Raw genomic sequence first — 16,268 nt, 5'->3', positions numbered from 1 at the left:
GCGAAGCTCGTTTTCGCCATTTACAAGCTGAACCCGGAGTGCTCTGGCTTTCGGAAATTCGGAATGGCGAAAAACGGGCGTTCTGAGCGATTCCAGTGAGAGTTCAATTTTTTAGTTCCAATCCCTGGCCAGCCATGTAGCCTGCAAGGGTGTCACTGGGAGTGCATCGCTGGGAGTTGCCCGACCGTGTGTGCTTGGGACGCGGTGTCGCCGCGCTCCGCGGCCGGGTGTTTGTCATGTACCACCCGACCTGCCCGACCGTGGATCACGCGCGGCGCGAGGTGACGGCGTACCTGAAACTGCGCAGTCACTTCGAGTCGATGCTGATGCTGATCTGGGTCGGTCAGCCCTTCCCCCCGCCGGAGAACGACGTCCGTCAGATGTACCGCGAGGGCTTCGCCCGCGGCCCGCAGGTCGAGTCGGTGGCCTGGGTGGTCGACAGCAGCCGCAGCATGGGCGCGTCGATCTACAACAGCCTCTCGATGCAGATTTTTCCGCGCACGACGAACTCTCGCGTGTTCCGCGAGCCCTTCGAGGCGGCTGGCTGGCTGAGCAACTTCGACGGCGCCGACGCGGACGTGGAGAACATCCTCGACGGTCTCGATACTCTCGACCGCGCGGTGCCCGAGTCCTTCACCTACTCCGAGTCTCGAGTCTGATCAGGAATCTGCGACTCCCGGATACGCGCGACACGTCGAAGGCCGGTCACCTGCGAGGGTGCCGGCCTTTCTCGATCGCCAGAAGATCAGTCAAAAGATCAGGGGTCTAAAACAGGACGGCCGACTTCCGAGGGAAGTCGGCCGTCGAGCTTGGCGAGCTGCGAATCAGCCGCGCTCGCTCATGGGCACGTAGTCGCGCTTGTCGGCGCCGACGTAGATCTGGCGCGGGCGCGCGATCTTCTGCTCGGCGTCGGAGAGCATCTCCTGCCACTGGGCCAGCCAGCCGACGGCGCGGGGGATGGCGAACAGCACCGGGAAGAACTCCACGGGGAAGCCGATGCTCTGGTAGATGAGCCCCGAGTAGAAGTCGACGTTGGGGTAGAGCTTGCGGCTGACGAAGAAGTCGTCGTCGAGGGCGATCTTCTCGAGCTCGAGGGCGATGTCCAGCAGCGGGTTCTTGCCGGTCACGGCGAACACCTCGTGGGCGAGGCCCTTGATGATGCGCGCGCGCGGGTCGTAATTCTTGTAGACGCGGTGGCCAAAGCCCATGAGCCGACGCTCGCGGTTCTTGACCCCCTCGATGAAGCCCGGGATGTTGCCGACGTTGCCGATCTCCCGGAGCATGCGCAGCACGGCCTCGTTGGCGCCGCCGTGGAGCGGGCCGTAGAGGGCCGCCGACGCGGCCGCGAGGGAGCAGTAGGGGTCGGTCTCGGCCGAGCCCACGGCGCGGGCGGCCGAGGCCGAGCAGTTCTGCTCGTGGTCGGCGTGCAGGATGAACAGCACGTCGAGGGCCCGCGCGATGACCGGGTTCGGCTTGTAGCTGGGCTCGGCCATGCGGAACAGCATGTTCATGAAGTTGCCGACGTAGCCGAGCTCGTTGTCCGGGTAGATGTAGGGGCGACCCTGCATGTGCCGGAAGCACCACGCCGCGATGGTCGGCATCTTGGCGATGATCTTGATGATGTGCTCACGGCGAACGCTCGCGTCGCGGACCTGCTTGCTGTCCTCGTAGAAGGTCGAGAGCGTGCCCAGCAGGGACACCATCTTGCCCATGGCGTGGGCGTCCCACTTGAAGCCCTCCATGCCTCGGATGAGGTACTGGTGGACGTAGGTGTGGTTGGTGATCTGGTCAGACCACTCGGCCAGCTCCGACTCGTTGGGGAGCTCGCCCCACAGCAGCAGGTAGGCGACCTCGAGGAAGGTCGACTGCTCGGCGAGCTGCTCGATGGGGTATCCGCGGTAGCGCAGGATGCCCTTGTCACCGTCGATGAGGGTGATGGCCGAGCGACACGAGGCGGTGTTCTTGAACGCCGGGTCGTAGAGCATCAGGCCGAAGTCATCGTCGTCGACCTTGATCCCTCGGAAGTCCGCGGCACGCACGGTGCCGTCGGAGATCTCAATTTCGTATTCTTTGCCAGTTCGGTTGTCTTTGACAGTGAGCGTGTCCGCCATTCGCAGCTCCGTGGTCGCAGCCCTCGAGTCGAGCGGCTCGAGGGTTGGGGTGGGTTTCAGCCAGCGCCGGTCGTCCGGGGTACGGCCGGGGGATCATGCGCGTTGCGAGCGTCATCCGTCGATGAGGAAAGCTCCCTCTAGAGGATGGATCCGGTGGCGCTAAGGTGAATTTTTGGTGATGGCCTCGGGGACGAGGAGATGGTTGAGGAGAGGGGCCGGCGCGGGGTCTGCCTGGTTGGCAGGCTTCCCGGCTCGGTCAGGGCTCGACGGTGGGCGTGAAGACTTCCCAGCGATCGAGGGCGACGCCTTCGGTGTCGACGCCGCCGACCAGGAAGGTAGCACCTGTAGCCAGGGGAACGGAATGCCCTCCCTGACCGCGGAGGGTTGGTGAATCGCCCTCACTCAGGGTTTCGGTTTCGCGGTCGATGACGAACCATCGTCCGGCGCCCTGCGCGTAGAGCGCCTGTTCGTCTGCGAGCAGGATGGGGTCGCCAATGGCCGCAGGGAGAAAGTCTGGGGTGGTCTGGAGGCTCGAGGAGGGCTCGTCCGTGGTGCCCAGGTCGAGGATGACGCCGAGGCTCGAGGGCTCACCTGCCGAGAGGCCGCCGAGGCACAGGGCCCGCGCGGACTCCGAAGCTTCGGCGGACTCGGGCTCGGCGTGGAAGGGATCTCGAATCAGCGCGCAGCCGGGGCGGAGCCAGGGCTCGAGGGTGCTGCCGTTCGCGGCGCCCTCGGCCACGCGGAAGGCCACGGCCGGGGGCGGGCCCGCGGACTCCGGATCGCCGCCGCCGACGAGGAGGGCGTCCGCGTCGCCGAGCCACAGCGCGGTCGCGTCGGGCCGGGGATGATCGAGGGTCCACTCGGGGTGCAGGCTGAGCGCGAAGCTGTCGAGGTCGAGGCTGGCGACGTCGGTGCGCTCGCCCCCGCCGAACAGCCACAGGGTCTCGCGGTCCTCGCTGAGCAAGGTCGCCGCGCCTTCGCGCTGGCTCAGGCCGTCGACGGTCGCGGCGTCGAGAGCGACGGCGGACCAGCTGTCGAGGCCGGGGTCGAAGCGCCACGCCCGGGCCGGCTCGTCGCCCTCGAAGAGCACGCGGACGACCTCGCCCGAGGCCGCGCCGTAGAGCCCGCCGTTGAGGGCCCCGTCCGCGTCGAGGGCCGCGTGGTCCGGGTCGAGGCTCTCGCCGGCTTCGATCTCGAGGGTGTACTCGTTGAGCAGGAAGGTCGCCCCGGAGCTCTCGACGAGGATCATCCCGCGACCTGTGGAGTGCGCCGCGAGCAGGCTGGGGTCGGGGTCTTCGATGCGCTCGGGCCAGGTCGAGAGGCGGCCCGGCCGGCCCAGAAACAGGGACAGGCCGAGGTCGGGGTTGGCGGTCGCAAACACCGAGGTCTGGCCCCAGGCGATGAGCTCCTGGCCCGAGGCCAGGTAGAGCTGCATCTGCTGCGGCGAGCCGCTGGGCTCGCCCTCGAGCTCGAGGCTGAACTCGGTCCCGTCGACGCCAAAGCTGAACACGTCGCCGCTGGGCAGGAACACCAAGCTGGCGTTGTCGGCGAGCTCGTAGTCGGCGTGCTCCTCGGGCAAGAGCACGCGGATCGGCAGCTCGCGGGGATCGGAGCAGCCCGCCGCGGCGAGGCTGGTGAGCAGGCCCAGGCAGGCCAGCGAGCGCGCGCGCTCCGGGCTCACGGGCGAGCCTCCTGGGCCTCGGTCAGCGGCGCGCGGGGGCGGTGGCCGGACACGATCGGGCCCCGACCGACGAGGCGATCGCCGCGGATCCACAGCGCCTCGCGGTGGAGGTTGACGGTGGTGCACACGTGGTCGGGGACGAGCCAGGCGAGGGCGCCAAACTCGAGGGAGGATTCGAGCGAGGGCTCGGGGAGGGCGAGGGGCAGGTGCTCCTCGCTCGCGCGCCGCGGGCTCAGGGCGGGGTGCCCGAGCACGGCGCAGCTGCCCCGGCTGTCGGCGTCGGGGGTGACGCCCTTGCTGCCGGCGTCGAGGGTCGCCCGGCCTGGCCCCACGCTGATCACCCGGCTGGCCACGAAGGCCGCCTGGCGCAGGCCGAGGTCCTCGGCCGCGGGCTTGGAGCGGCGATCGTTGAACACGATGGTGCCCGGCGAGACGCGGTGCAGCCAGGGGTTCGGGCTCGGGGCCTCTTTGGACTCGGCGAAGCCGGGGTAGGCGAGGGCGTGGGCGTAGCTGTGCGTGCCGGAGGTCAGCAGCTCGAAGGCCCCCTGAATGCGCAGGGCGGGGCGCTCGAGGAAGGCCTGAGCCAGGGCGCAGAGCTGGCCGTAGCCGGCGTGGGCGGCCTCCCGGTGGGTCCAGCGGTGGTGCCCGTCGTAGCCGTGCAGGCCCGCGAGCGAGAGCCCCTCGGGCGTGGCCTCGAGCGCGCGCCAGCGGTCGGGGGCGCTGCCGGTTCGCCCCATGCCCAGGTCGACGTCGAGGAGCACGCTGAGCGGGTCGGAGCCGGACCATGCGGCCAGGGCCTCGAGGTGCGCCGGTGAGTCGGCGAGGACGTGGATCTGGGCCTCGGGCCAGCGCGCCGCGAGGGCGAGGGCGCCGCGGCAGGCCGCGCGCTGGAGGGGGTAGGCCACGAGCACGTCGAGGGCGACGTCCTCCGCCGCGCCGGTGCGCAGGACCAGCTCGAGCTCGTCGAGGGTGGCGACCTTGAGGTGGCGCAGGCCTGCGCGGATCAGCGCCGAGATGACCACCGCCTGCTTGGTCGTCTTGAGGTGCGGGCGCCAGCGCTGGGGCGAGCCGGCGCGCTGAACCATGGCCGCGATGTTGTGCTCGACCGCGTCGAGGTCGATGACCAGCGCCGGGGTGATCAGCTCGTCTTCGAGGGGCGCGACGGCGCGGCTGAGAGCCTCGGCGCGGTCGCGCTCGAGCGCGGTGGAGTCAGCGTCGGTCATGGGCGGCCGAGGGTAGCAAGGGGCGGGGAGGCTGCGCAGGCTCGGCGGGGCGCCGACGCAGCACGCCGACGGCGCACAGGACCATGGCCGCGCCGAGCAGCTGAGCGGGGCGCAGGGTCTCACCCAGGGCGAGCCACGCGGCGAACAGCGTCACCGGGGGGCCCGCGAGGGTGATCAGGCTCGCCCGCGTGGCCCCGGCGAGGCGGATGCCCTCGAACAACAAGAAGAAGGGGACGACCGTCGACAGCACGGCCATGGTCAGGATCCAGCCTGCCGCGGCCGGGGGGGTCGACGCGACGGCCGTGACGTGGGGGGCGGTCGCCGGCACGCCTGCGAGCACGGCGAGGCCGACGACCATGGCCAGCGCGGTGCCGGTGTTCGACCAGGCGGCGAAGCGCGGGGAGCCCATGGTCCGCGTGGCGTCCTGGCTCGCGCGCAGATACAGGGCGTAGGTCAGGGCCGCGAACAGGCCCAGGCCCGCGCCGAGCAGGGCCTCGCTGGGCCCGCCCGTGCCCGCGCCCGCACCTTCGCCGAGGGCGACCAGGGCCAGCCCCGGCCACGCGATGGCGAGGGCGAAGAGCTGCTCGCGCGGGGGCATTCGGCGCTCGCGGACGGCGTCGAAGATCAGGATGAAGGCCGGGTAGGAGAACAGCAGGACCCGGGAGGGGCCGGCGCCGATGGCCTGGATGGCCCGAAAGTCCGCGAGCGCGCCGGCGCAGTAGAGGACGCCGCAGGCCATGGCGCCCAGGCGCATGCGCCAGCTGACGGGGGAAGGGGCCTCAGCCTCGGCCTGCTTGGGCTGTGGCACCGCGCGGCGCAGCAAGAGCCGCGCTCCGAGCCAAAACAGCGGCAGGGCCAGGAGCACGCGCAGGCTCATGACCGCGAGCACGGACGCGCCTTCGTCGAAGGCCAGGCCGGCGAAGATGCCCTTGAAGGCCAGGCCGACGGTGGCGAGCAGCACCCAGGTCGTCGGTCGCAGCTGCGAGTCGCCAGGGTCGCCAGGGCCGCCAGGGTCGCGTGGCTCGCTCACGACCACAGCATGGGCTGGGCTGAGCCATGATTCCATTCGAATTGCTGGCTATCAGCTATACTGAAAATGCATATGTCTCTCGACACCCATCGACTGCGTTCCTTTCTCCACGTGGTCGAGCTCGGCAGCCTGTCGGCGGCGGCCCGGCGCGCTCACTTGTCGCAGCCGGCGCTGAGTCGACACGTCCAGCAGCTCGAGGCGGACATGGGCGTGGCGCTGTTCGAGCGCACGGGTCGGGGCATGCGGGTCACGGACGCGGGCGCGCTGTTGGCCGAGCGGGCCCGGCCCTTGCTGACCCAGCTCGAGCAGCTCGCCAGCGAGGTCGCGGCGCAGGCCGAGGTGGTCACGGGCAGCGTCAGCCTGGCGGTCCCGCCGAGCGTGGGCATGGCGCTGCCGGCCGACGTCATCGAGGTGTTCCGCGAGGCCCACCCGCAGGTGGCGCTGCGCGTGGTGGTGGCGTTGAGCGGGGCCATCCACGACGCGCTGGTCCGCGGGAGCTTGGACCTGGGCATCCTCTATCAGCCGGTGCGTTCGCCGGCGGTGCGCACCGAGGCGCTGTGGCGGGAGTCGCTGTGGTGCGTGGGGGGGCCGGGAGAATTCGAGGCGGGGAGCGCTCTGCGTCTGCGCGCGGTGTTGGGGGAGCCGTTGATCTTGCCTGCGCCGCGTCACGGGCTGCGGGCCTTCGTCGAGGGGCACGCGGCGCGGCTGGGGGCGGGGGTGGATGTGCCGGTGGAGGCGGACAGTCTCCAGCTCTTGCTGGAGTTGGTGCGGCGGGGGGCGGGGCGGACCTTGCTGCCGGCGCGGGCCTTCGCGGATGAGCTGGCTGCGGGTCGGTTGAGCGCGGCTCGGGTGACGCACCCGGCGCTCGAGCGGAAGACTCTGCTGGCGTGGTCGGCGGAGCGGCACATGAGTCGGGCGGGGCGGGCGTTGGCGGAGGTGGTGCGGGGGCGGGCTCGTCGGCGGAAGACGGGGTAGGGGGGTCTCGGGGGTCGTGTGCTGGGTTGGCGAGGGGGTCTGTGATGGGGAGCGGGGACGGGTCGATTGGTTTTCTGGGTTTGGCGAGGGGTCTCGTCTGCGACGGGGAGCGGGGACGGGTCGATTGGTTTTCTGGGTTTGGCGAGGGGTCTCGTCTGTGACGGAGAGCGGGCACGGGTCAAGGGGGTCGGATCCCCCGCTGTCGCCTGAAGGCATGGGTTGTCGGGGTCTTGGTCGTTGACGGTGGGTGGGGGGACTGGGCTTCGGCGAGCGTTGGAGCGGCTCCTTGCGCTGGGGGATCCGACCCCCTTGCCCCTTTTGTGCCCGTCGTGGTGCGGAGGGTGTTGGCTCCGACTCTCGAGAGGAGGGGGGATTGGTTGAACTCCGGGGCTCGCCGTTGAGCTGGAGGGAGTTGGGTTTTCTGGGTTTGGCGAGGGGTCTCGTCTGTGACGGAGAGCGGGCACGGGTCAAGGGGGTCGGATCCCCCGCTGTCGCCTGAAGGCATGGGTTGTCGGGGTCTTGGTCGTTGACGATGGGTGGGGGGCTGGGCTTCGGTGAGCGTTGGAGCGGCTCCTTGCGCTGGGGGATCCGACCCCCTTGCCCCTTTTGTGCCCGTCGTGGTGCGGAGGGTGTTGGCTCCGACTCTCGAGAGGAGGGGGATTGCTCGGCGCTGGAACTGGAAGGGACTTGGGGGGGTACTAGCCGCCGGGGAGGTGGGCAGGTACAAGGGCGTCGATCATGAGCGAGCTCGACACTGCCTTTGAAGCCCCCTTGCGCGTCCTCATGGGTCCTGGGCCCAGCGACATTCATCCGCGGGTGCTCGCGGCCATGGCCAAGCCGACGGTTGGGCATCTCGATCCGGCTTTTGTTGGGTTGATGGACCAGGTCAAGGGGCAGCTGCAGTACGCCATGCGGACGAGCAATGCGCTGACCTTTCCGCTCTCGGCTCCGGGGTCGGCGGGCATGGAGGCTTGCCTGGTCAACCTCGTGGAGCCGGGGGATACGGTCGTGGTGTGCCGCAACGGGGTGTTTGGCGGGCGCATGCACGCGATCGTCGAGCGGGCGGGGGGCAAGGCGGTGGCCGTGGATGATCCGTGGGGGGAGCCGGTCGATCCCAACAAGCTCGAGGAGGCGCTGCGGGCCAACCCCGACGCGCGGGTGGTCGCCTTTGTCCATGCCGAGACGTCGACGGGGGCGCTCAGCGACGCGCAGGAGCTCGCCCGCATCGCCCATGCCCACGATTGTCTGGTCGTCGTCGATGCCGTGACCTCGCTCGGCGGGGTGCCGCTCGAGGTCGACGCGTGGGAGCTCGACGCCGTGTACTCGGGCTCGCAAAAGTGCCTGTCTTGCGCGCCGGGGCTGTCGCCCCTGAGCTTCTCCGAGCGGGCGGTCGAGCGGGTCCGGGCGCGGAAGGTGCCGGTCCAGAGCTGGTTCCTCGATCTGTCCTTGGTGATGGGCTACTGGGGCAGCGGGGCCAAGCGGGCCTACCACCACACGGCGCCGGTCAACGCCATCTATGGGCTCCACGAGGCGCTGCGCATGCTCGCCGAGGAGGGCCTCGAGGCAGCTTGGGCCCGGCATCGTCGACACCACGAGGCGCTGGCCGCGGGGCTCGAGGCGATGGGGCTCGCGCTGCGGGTCGCGGCGGCGCATCGCCTGCCCCAGCTCAACGTGGTCAGCCTGCCCGCGGGTCTCGACGACGGCGCGACGCGGAGGCGCTTGCTCGACGAGTACGGCCTCGAGGTCGGCGGAGGCCTCGGCGACCTCGCGGGGCAGGTGTGGCGCATCGGGCTGATGGGAGCGGCGTGCACCAAGACCAACGTCATGCTGTGCCTCGCGGCCCTCGACGAGGTGCTCGCGGGCGCGGCGGAGGGCGCGGGCGCTGGGCGTGGCGTGGCGGCTGCGGCGGCCGCCTACGCGAACGCCTGAGCCGCCGGGGCCTGGGACTGGGCCTGGTACCATGGCCCGGTGTCGACGCATCTTCTCCGCCTCGGCTTGCCCGCTCTGCTCACCTCCCTCGCGCTGGGGTGTGCGGTGAGCGGGGAATCTGAGGCCGACGTGCGCAGCGCTCCCGAGACGCCGGAGGTTGGCCCCGCCAAGAAGGCCGAGGCGCCGAGCCAGGCGCCCGTGCGCGTGCTCGTCACGGGCTTCAACGATTGGCGGGAGCTCGGCGATCCGCCCCAGCTGTGGCGCTGCCGCGACAACCCCAGCTGCCGGCTACTCCTGGGCGACGAGACCCAGACCGAGCCCAGCGGGGCGGACAGCTTCGACGGTCCACTCGTCGCCCGGTTGCGCGCCGCGCAGCCCGAGATCGAGTGGACCTTTGCGACCATGCCGGTGACCTGGGGCGTGTTCGCCGAGGTGCCCAGCGACCGCTACGAGGTCATCGTCAACCTCGGCCTCGGGGTCTACGATCGCTTCGACGCCCTCCAGCTCGAGGCCGGCGCCTACGACCTGCGCCAGGGCAAGGACGCGGCCGGGGTCGAGCGGGCCGAGGCGATCCGTGGCGAAGCCGATCGGGTCTTGGCGGCTCCGCAGGCCGTCGCGGCTCGCGTGCAGGCGCTCGAGGGTGAGCGCGTGGCGGGCTACGAGGTCGTGGTCGCAAAGGCCCGGGAGGACAACGCCTACCTGTGCAACGAGACCCACTTCAGCGCGCTCTCGGCCCTGGCCGAGGGCGGGGCCGACGATCCCCTGCGCGCCGCCTACTTCCTGCACATCCCCTACGCCAAGGACGGGGACTACGAGGCCCTGGCCGAGGGCGTCGCGGGTTTGGTCCTGCGCCTGGTGGAGCCGTGAGCTGGACGCTGATCACCATCGCCTTCTCGCACTACTGCGAGAAGGCCCGGTGGATGCTCGGGCGCACGGGCTCGCCCTACGTCGAGCGCCGGACCATGCCGGTGCTCCACTTTGGCCCCGTGGTCCGGGCCCTGGGGCTGCGGGGGCTCGGCTCCCCCGATCCCCAGTCGACCCGGGCGTCGACGCCGGTGCTGCTCACCGGCGACGCGGTCCTGCGCGACTCGGCGGCGATCGTCGAGTTCGTCGACCAGCACGCGCGCGCGACGGTCGCCCCGGGCACCCTGGCGCGCTCGGATGAAGCCCGGGAGCTCGCGGCGCACTACAGCGGTCGCTTTGGCGACGATACTCGGCGCCTCGCCTACTTCTACCTGTTGCCCGATCCCGAGCTGATGCGGGCGATGGCCCGCAACAACGTCGGGCCGTCGCAGGCCAAGCTGTTCGCGGCCGCGCGCGCGCCCATCTCCGCCGTGCTGCGCCAGCGACTGGGCATCCAGCCGCAGCGCGCCGCTCGAGCCCGAGAGCGCGTCTTGACCGAATTCGATGCCGTCGACGCGCGCCTGGCCGACGGTCGCCCTTACCTGTGCGGCGACGCTTTTTCAGCCGCGGACCTGTGCTTCGCCGCCTTGGGCGGGGTGGCCCTGGTCGTGGGCGAGGACGAGGGCTACGGGGCCTGGCTGCCCCCCCTCGATGCGCTCCCCGACGCGCTGCGCGAGCTGGCCACGCAGCTGCGCGAGCGACCGGCGGGGCGCTTCATCTTGCGCATGTACGCCGAAGAGCGCGGGCTTCAAGAGCCAAATTGAGAACAGCCCCAAGGCTGACCCGCGTCAACCTTGGGGCTGTCTCGCTCCCGCTCTCCAGGACTCGTGGTGGTGAAACTCAGGGCAGGCCTTTGCTGCCGCAGTGGCCCTCGACCAGGGCCGCGATGAGCAGCTTGCGACCGTCGCTGGCGCTCTCGAGGTCGGCGTTGGCCGAGAGGAACTCGCCGGCGTAGTGGCCCCAGTGCACGTCGGAGCCGTCGAAGGTCAGGAGCAGCTGGTCGGCGAAGCGGCGCTTGGTCTTGGGCCCGAGGCGCTTGGCGTCGATTTCGCCGAGGTAGACCTCGTTCTCGTAGACGGTGAACAGGACCTCGTCGCCAGCGCCCATCACGACGCGCCCGTTGAGGTAGGCGTTCTCGACGGTGCAGGTGAGCTCGCCGTTGGCGTAGATCTCGTTGCCGACGAGCTCCATGATTTGGTTGCCCTCGCTGGCCTCGCCCGCGTAGACGCCGGCCTCCTGGATGTCCCAGATGACCGTGCCGTTGTCCCCACCCTCACCGGACTCGGTCAGCTGCATGTTGACGTCGGCGCCGGTGCGGAAGGCTTCATCAGAAGTGGCGTCGTCATCGCCCGTATCGCAGGCGGGGGCGAAGGAGAGGACCGGGAGGAGAGAAAGAGCGAGGAGAGAGCGGCGCATCGGAGAGGTCTTTCGAGATTGCCCGTTGGGACAACTATAATCTGGCATACACTAAAAATGCAAACTGAAAATTATGTCTGCTCTCCGACAATCCCACGGGACTTTCCAGTATCGCTGTACTTGGGCACTAGTGCGTGTATTTCGCGGCTGTTCGGAATCGAGCGAAGAGATTAAAGGCCACTGGTGAGTTCATCGCTGGTCATAGTTTTAGAATGTGAAAAATTACTTTCGCGTGTTTGCCATGGTTGAATCACGAACGATTCCACGGAGCCTGGTCGGAGCTACAATCCCACCCAGGTCCACATGGCCTCCGAACCACTCGAGGAGCCGGCGCCGGCGGCCACCATCGCCGATTTCGAGACCGAGGCTGGCGAGCCTCGGCGGCTCTCGACGATCGGTCGTTACGTCATCCTCGACTCCATCGGGATGGGCGGGATGGGGCTCGTGTGCGCGGCCTACGATCCGAAGCTCGATCGCAAGATCGCGCTCAAGCTGCTGCGCACGGCGTCGACGGGTGAGGCGTCTACGGCCGGGCGCAACCGCTTGTTTCGCGAGGCCCAGGCCCTCGCCCGCCTGAGCCACCCCAACGTCGTCACGGTCCACGACGTCGACGTCTACGAGGGGCAGGTCTACATCGCGATGGAGTTCGTCGAGGGCACGAACTTGCGCGATTGGGTCAAGGACGGCCAGCGCAGCTGGGAGGAGGTCCTGGCCAAGTTCATCCCCGCGGGCGAGGGCCTCGCGGCTGCCCACACCGCCGGCATCATCCACCGCGACTTCAAGCCGGCGAACATCCTGCTCAGCAACGACGGGGACGTGCGCGTGGCCGACTTTGGCGTCGCCAAGGAGCGGACCAAGGGCGAGCGGGCGGAGCGGCTCGAGCTCGAGGTGCTGCGCAACCAAAAGCCGCTGGGCGACATGAGCGACGCGACCAGCGAGGACGCGCTGATCTCCGAGATCCAGTCCAGCGCCTCGCGCGACCTGACCGTGGCCGGGCGCATGGTCGGGACGCCGGCCTACATGGCCCCCGAGCAGCACATGGGCCTGCGCGTGGGCCCCTTCACCGATCAGTACTCCTTTTGCGTGAGCCTCTACGAGGCGCTCTATGGCCGGCTGCCCTTCGAGGGCACGGATCGTCGCGATCAGCTGACCAAGATGACCGAGGGGCGGCTGCGTCCGCCGCCCAAGGAGGGTCCGGCGCGGCACGTGCCCAGCTGGGTGCACAAGGTCCTCGCCCGGGGCCTGAACCCGCACCCCTCGGAGCGCTGGCCGTCCATGGAGGCCCTGCTCTCGGCGCTGCAGCGCGATCCCATCCGCCGCCTGTGGCGGGCCGGGGCCGGGGCCGTGGGCATCATCGGGGTGACGGCGGGGGTGCTCGGTTGGCTCCTCGGCGGGAGCGTGATCGAGGAGCCCGCCGACATGTGCGAGGACGTCGGCGCGAAGATCCACGAGCGCTGGGGCGATCAGCAGCGCGAGGCGCTGCGGGCCGCCTTCGGGCGCTCGAGCAAGCCCTTCGCCGCGGACGCGGCCGATCGCGTGATTCGCTTCTTCAACCACTGGTCCGAGGGCTGGGAGCAGCAGAGCGTCGAGATTTGCCAGCACGCCCAGGCCGTGGGCGGCGAGCAGCAGGCCATGCTCGCGGAGGAGCGCATGCGCTGCCTCGACCAGCGCTTGCAGGACTTCGAGGCCCTCGTCGAGCTGTTCTCGGAGGCCGACGATCAGATCGTCGAGGGCTCTGTCGGCGTGGCCCACGACCTGCCCGATCCGGACGACTGCGCGACGGTCACCGCCTCGCAGACCAGCGAGGACCTAGACCTCACCCCCGAGCAGCGTGAGCTGCTCGAGGCGATGGACGCCGACCTCGACCGCGCGCAGGCCCTCGCGGCCCTGGGCAAGTTCGACACGAGCTTGCCCCTGGCCAAGGCCGTCGTCGCCAACGCCCGGGAGCTGGAGCACGAGTCGACCTTGGTCCGCGGGCTCTACGACCTGGCCCAGAGTCAGGCGGAGACCAACGACCCCGACGGCGCCGAGGCGAGCTTGCGCGAAGCGGTGGTGCTCGCGGCCAAGCGCGGGGATGCGCGCCACGAGGCCAAGCTCTGGGCGCGGATGATCCACTACGTCGGGCACAAGCAAAACCGACGGAGCGAGGGCAGGGCCTGGGCGCTCGCGGCAGAGGGGGCGCTGGCCCGGGCGGGCGAGCCCCCCGAGCTCACCGCGCGCTTCGAGAGCGCCATGGGCTCGCTGCTCTACGGCGACGGGAAGTACGAGGAGGCCCTCGCGCACTATCGCCAAGGCCTCGAGCTCGCCGAGCGAGCGCTGGGCACGGACAACGAGCTGACCCTGACCTTGATGAGCAACCTGGGCATCGCCCTGGCCGTGGTCGAGAAGTTTGACGAGGCCACGGAGGTGCTCGAGCTCGCGGTCGAGCGCAACTTGAACTTCTACGGCCCTTCCCACCCGAAGGTCGCGTCGGTCTACGCCAGCCTCGGCAACGTGCGCAGCCTAGTCAATGACGTCGACGGCGCCGTGGCGGCGCTGGAGTCCGCGCTGGAGATTCGCAAGCAGGTGTTCGGTCCGGACTCGACCCAGGTCGCGTCCGTCGAGCTGACCCTGGCGAACATCGCGAGCACGGCCAAGCGTGGCGTGGAGGAGGCGCTCGAAAGGAGCGAGCGAGCCGCGGCGACCTTCCTCGTGCACCGGGGGGAGTCCTCGGTCGAGTACGCCGTCGCCATGACCAACGTCGGCTGGGCGAACGCGGTGCTCGGACGCTACGACGACGCCCGGGTTGCCTACGCGAAGGTGCTGGCCATCTACGACGTGCTCTACGAGGGCCCTCACCCGAGCCGCGCGAACTTGAACAAGCGTCGATGCCGGATGCTCGTCCAGGCTCAGTCCTGGGCCGAGGGAGTCGTCGCCTGCGAGCACGCCCTGGACGAGGGCCGCTCTGTGGGGGCGTCGATGGGGGATGCCTTCGAGGCCGACATCCTCGAAATGCTCGTGACCCTCGAGCGCGGCCGGGGCCGTGAACAGTCGGCCCTGCGCTACCAGGCGCGCCTGGACGAGCTGAAGCTGCCGCCGGAGGAAGACGCAGGCTGAGCCCCTCGTCCTTCGGCTAGCCGATGATCATGTCTTCGCGCCGCGCGGGCCGGCCGTCGCGGAAGCGGCAGGGGTCCCAGCGCTCGAGCATGGGGTGAGCCTGCCCGTCGGCGAGCCAGCGCGCGACCATGCGGCCGACCGCCGGGGCCATCATGAAGCCGTGGCCCGTGAACCCGCACACCTGGATGAGCTCGGGGTGCCCGGGGCTCGGCCCGACCATGGCGTCGCCGTCGGGGGACAGGTCGTAGGGCCCGCTCCATTGGCGCAGGGGCTTGAGGTGCGCGGCGATCGGGAGCACGCGGATCAGCGCCCGGGACACGTTGGACAAAAAGCGCAGGCTCGAGCCCAGGCGGACCTCGCGGTCGGGCGGCTGGCCGGGGGGATCGGGCAAGGTGATGCCGGTGACGATCTCGCCGCGGGTGCTCTGCGAGAAGTACAGCCCCGTCTCGAGGTCGACGACGAGGGGGTCGAGGAAGGGCTTGAGCGGCTCGCTCGACAGGATCTCGTGGCGGTGGGGGTGGTTGGGCAGCTCGATCCCCAGGTCGTGGTTGAGGCCGACGCTCCACGCCCCGGTCGCGTTGACGACCCGGGCCGCCCACACGCGCTCGCCGCTGGACAGGCGCACAGCGTAGCCGCCGCGCTCGCTGGGCTCGAGGGCCTCGACGGCGGTGTGCGTGCGGATCGTGACCCCGGCCTCGACGGCCTTGCCGGCGTAGCCCCACACGAACGGCCAGGGAAACACGACGCCGTCCTCGGGGTTGTAGGCGGCCACGCGGACCTCGGACACGTCGAGCTGGGGGACGAGCTCGAGGGCCTCGCGGGCGGCGAGCAGGCGCGTGGGCGCGCCGACGTGCTCGTGCACGGCCACGTTGCGGTGCAGGCGACGCTCGCCGGACTCGGTCCGGGCGAGGAACAGGTAGCCGCCCTGGCGGAACCACAGGTTGATGTTGAGCTCCTGGGCCAGGCGCCGGCAGATCTCGATGCTCTCGCGCATCAGCGCGACGTTGCCGGCGTCGCCCCACTGCATGCGCAGGCCGCCGCCGTTGCGCCCGGAGGCCCCGGACACGAGGTAGCTGCGCTCGACCACGGCGACGCGCAAGGGCGCGGACTGGCTGCCGCGCTTGCGCTTGCGGGCGAGCTCGCGGGTCAGGTTGTAGGCGATCGACAGGCCCATGACGCCGCCGCCGATGATCAGCAGATCGAGCTCGGGGGGCAGGGGAGCCCGGGCGCTGCCCATGCTGCCCTTGGCGGGGGCGCTGCGCGAGCTCGCGGGGCGGTGCTCGGCGTTCATCGAGCCTCCCCCTCGGACTGGCTGGGCTCGCTGGACTCGTCGCTGGCCGCGGCCAGGCCCGGATCGCGGAAGGGATCGGGGACCGTCGCCAGGGCGCCGAAGCTGACGGGCTCGGCGGGCGGCCGGGCGGTGAAGGGGCGCAGGGCGTCGCGCTCGACGAGGCCGCGGCGGAGCAGCTCGCAGGCGACGGTGGCCATGCACTCCCGGCCCTGGCACGGGCCGGTGCCGAAGCCGGTGTAGCGCTTGATCTCCTCGATGGTCTCGAGCCCCGCCGCGAGGGCGTGGTCGAGCTCGGACATGGTCACGTCCTCACAGCGGCACAAAAACACGCGCTTGCTCATGGCTGCAGCTCTCCGGGTCGATCTTCGAAGGCGTCGCGGACGACGGGGCGCTCGCGCATGGCGGGCGGTCCGGGGGGATGGGCGGGGGCCAGGCGTCGGCTCGCGGCCGCCGGCTCGTCGCGCAGGGCGGCGGCGATGGCCTCGGCGACCCGGGCCCCGTCGCGGGCGGCGGCCTCGGGCCCGAGCCAGCCGCACACGTCCCCGGCGGCCCACAGCTCGGTGCCGCCGAGGCTCCCGCAGCGGCCGCGGGCCTCGTCTTTGGTGTCGCGGCG

The 16,268-nt window shown here is 70.5% G+C and carries 13 protein-coding genes and 1 pseudogene; 6 read left to right on the top strand and 8 right to left on the bottom strand.

The window, feature by feature from the left end; all coding sequences use genetic code 11:
* The first annotated feature begins 194 nt into the window (after nucleotides 1–194).
* Entirely contained in the window at nucleotides 195–659 is a 465-nt protein-coding gene (locus PPSIR1_RS31575) for a hypothetical protein (RefSeq protein ID WP_157596165.1), read from the top strand.
* A gap of 165 nt (nucleotides 660–824) precedes the next feature.
* Here the strand turns inward: PPSIR1_RS31575 and PPSIR1_RS31570 are convergent, their stop codons facing one another.
* The 4 genes from PPSIR1_RS31570 to PPSIR1_RS31555 form a co-directional block, all read right to left on the bottom strand.
* On the bottom strand, nucleotides 825–2,111 hold the full coding sequence (locus PPSIR1_RS31570) for a citrate synthase (protein ID WP_006975299.1): 1,287 nt from the start codon (nucleotides 2,109–2,111) through the stop codon (nucleotides 825–827).
* Nucleotides 2,112–2,367: 256 nt separating this feature from the next.
* Entirely contained in the window at nucleotides 2,368–3,792 is a 1,425-nt protein-coding gene (locus PPSIR1_RS31565) for a hypothetical protein (protein ID WP_006975298.1), read from the bottom strand.
* A complete protein-coding gene (locus PPSIR1_RS31560) occupies nucleotides 3,789–5,015 on the bottom strand; it encodes an alanine racemase (protein WP_006975297.1) in 1,227 nt (408 codons plus the stop codon). The genes PPSIR1_RS31565 and PPSIR1_RS31560 overlap by 4 nt, the downstream gene beginning before the upstream one ends.
* The gene (locus PPSIR1_RS31555) at nucleotides 5,002–6,045 is read right to left on the bottom strand and encodes a DMT family transporter (protein WP_157596164.1); all 1,044 of its coding nucleotides are present in this window, start codon (nucleotides 6,043–6,045) and stop codon (nucleotides 5,002–5,004) included. The genes PPSIR1_RS31560 and PPSIR1_RS31555 overlap by 14 nt, the downstream gene beginning before the upstream one ends.
* 72 nt (nucleotides 6,046–6,117) lie before the next feature.
* Between PPSIR1_RS31555 and PPSIR1_RS31550 the strand changes: the two genes are divergently transcribed.
* The 4 genes from PPSIR1_RS31550 to PPSIR1_RS31535 all read left to right on the top strand — a co-directional run bounded on the left by PPSIR1_RS31550 (nucleotide 6,118) and on the right by PPSIR1_RS31535 (nucleotide 10,616).
* Nucleotides 6,118–7,020 (top strand): LysR family transcriptional regulator, encoded by a 903-nt coding sequence (locus PPSIR1_RS31550; protein WP_157596163.1) that lies wholly within the window; start codon nucleotides 6,118–6,120, stop codon nucleotides 7,018–7,020.
* A gap of 738 nt (nucleotides 7,021–7,758) precedes the next feature.
* Nucleotides 7,759–8,949 carry a pyridoxal-phosphate-dependent aminotransferase family protein gene (locus PPSIR1_RS31545; protein ID WP_198154659.1) on the top strand — a complete coding sequence of 397 codons (1,191 nt, stop codon included), beginning with the start codon at nucleotides 7,759–7,761 and terminating at the stop codon, nucleotides 8,947–8,949.
* 105 nt (nucleotides 8,950–9,054) lie between these two features.
* Nucleotides 9,055–9,816: a hypothetical protein gene (locus PPSIR1_RS31540; protein WP_045117157.1), complete on the top strand. Its 762-nt coding sequence runs from the start codon at nucleotides 9,055–9,057 to the stop codon at nucleotides 9,814–9,816.
* Entirely contained in the window at nucleotides 9,813–10,616 is an 804-nt protein-coding gene (locus tag PPSIR1_RS31535) for a glutathione S-transferase family protein (protein ID WP_006975292.1), read from the top strand. Before PPSIR1_RS31540 ends, PPSIR1_RS31535 begins: the two co-directional genes overlap by 4 nt.
* 76 nt (nucleotides 10,617–10,692) lie before the next feature.
* On the opposite strand, the gene PPSIR1_RS31530 is transcribed toward PPSIR1_RS31535, so the two are convergent.
* Nucleotides 10,693–11,268: a hypothetical protein gene (locus PPSIR1_RS31530; protein ID WP_006975291.1), complete on the bottom strand. Its 576-nt coding sequence runs from the start codon at nucleotides 11,266–11,268 to the stop codon at nucleotides 10,693–10,695.
* Between the two features lie 303 nt (nucleotides 11,269–11,571).
* On the opposite strand from PPSIR1_RS31530, the gene PPSIR1_RS31525 reads away from it, so the two are divergent.
* On the top strand, nucleotides 11,572–14,364 hold the full coding sequence (locus PPSIR1_RS31525; protein ID WP_006975290.1) for a serine/threonine-protein kinase: 2,793 nt from the start codon (nucleotides 11,572–11,574) through the stop codon (nucleotides 14,362–14,364).
* 16 nt (nucleotides 14,365–14,380) lie between these two features.
* Here the strand turns inward: PPSIR1_RS31525 and PPSIR1_RS31520 are convergent, their stop codons facing one another.
* From PPSIR1_RS31520 to PPSIR1_RS31515, 3 genes and pseudogenes are all read right to left on the bottom strand, one after another.
* Entirely contained in the window at nucleotides 14,381–15,655 is a 1,275-nt protein-coding gene (locus PPSIR1_RS31520; RefSeq protein WP_006975289.1) for an NAD(P)/FAD-dependent oxidoreductase, read from the bottom strand.
* Nucleotides 15,652–15,996 (bottom strand): (2Fe-2S)-binding protein, encoded by a 345-nt coding sequence (locus PPSIR1_RS44400; protein WP_006975288.1) that lies wholly within the window; start codon nucleotides 15,994–15,996, stop codon nucleotides 15,652–15,654. The genes PPSIR1_RS31520 and PPSIR1_RS44400 overlap by 4 nt, the downstream gene beginning before the upstream one ends.
* Nucleotides 15,993–16,268, bottom strand: a pseudogene (locus tag PPSIR1_RS31515) (hypothetical protein); the annotation flags it as partial. The gene PPSIR1_RS44400 and the pseudogene PPSIR1_RS31515, both read right to left, overlap by 4 nt.

This window comes from Plesiocystis pacifica SIR-1 (assembly GCF_000170895.1).
GTDB classification, from domain to species: Bacteria; Myxococcota_A; Polyangia; order Nannocystales; family Nannocystaceae; genus Plesiocystis; species Plesiocystis pacifica.
Note: the sequence above shows the minus strand (reverse complement) of the source record. Positions and strands in the feature narration are given on the sequence as shown.

Coding starts and splice junctions, on each gene's coding strand:
- PPSIR1_RS31570 (WP_006975299.1), bottom strand. CDS start 2,111: ATGGCGGACACGCTCACTGTCAAAGACAACCGAACTGGCAAAGAATAC.
- PPSIR1_RS31560 (WP_006975297.1), bottom strand. CDS start 5,015: ATGACCGACGCTGACTCCACCGCGCTCGAGCGCGACCGCGCCGAGGCT.
- PPSIR1_RS31550 (WP_157596163.1), top strand. CDS start 6,118: ATGTCTCTCGACACCCATCGACTGCGTTCCTTTCTCCACGTGGTCGAG.
- PPSIR1_RS31545 (WP_198154659.1), top strand. CDS start 7,759: ATGAGCGAGCTCGACACTGCCTTTGAAGCCCCCTTGCGCGTCCTCATG.
- PPSIR1_RS31530 (WP_006975291.1), bottom strand. CDS start 11,268: ATGCGCCGCTCTCTCCTCGCTCTTTCTCTCCTCCCGGTCCTCTCCTTC.
- PPSIR1_RS31525 (WP_006975290.1), top strand. CDS start 11,572: ATGGCCTCCGAACCACTCGAGGAGCCGGCGCCGGCGGCCACCATCGCC.
- PPSIR1_RS31520 (WP_006975289.1), bottom strand. CDS start 15,655: ATGAACGCCGAGCACCGCCCCGCGAGCTCGCGCAGCGCCCCCGCCAAG.
- PPSIR1_RS44400 (WP_006975288.1), bottom strand. CDS start 15,996: ATGAGCAAGCGCGTGTTTTTGTGCCGCTGTGAGGACGTGACCATGTCC.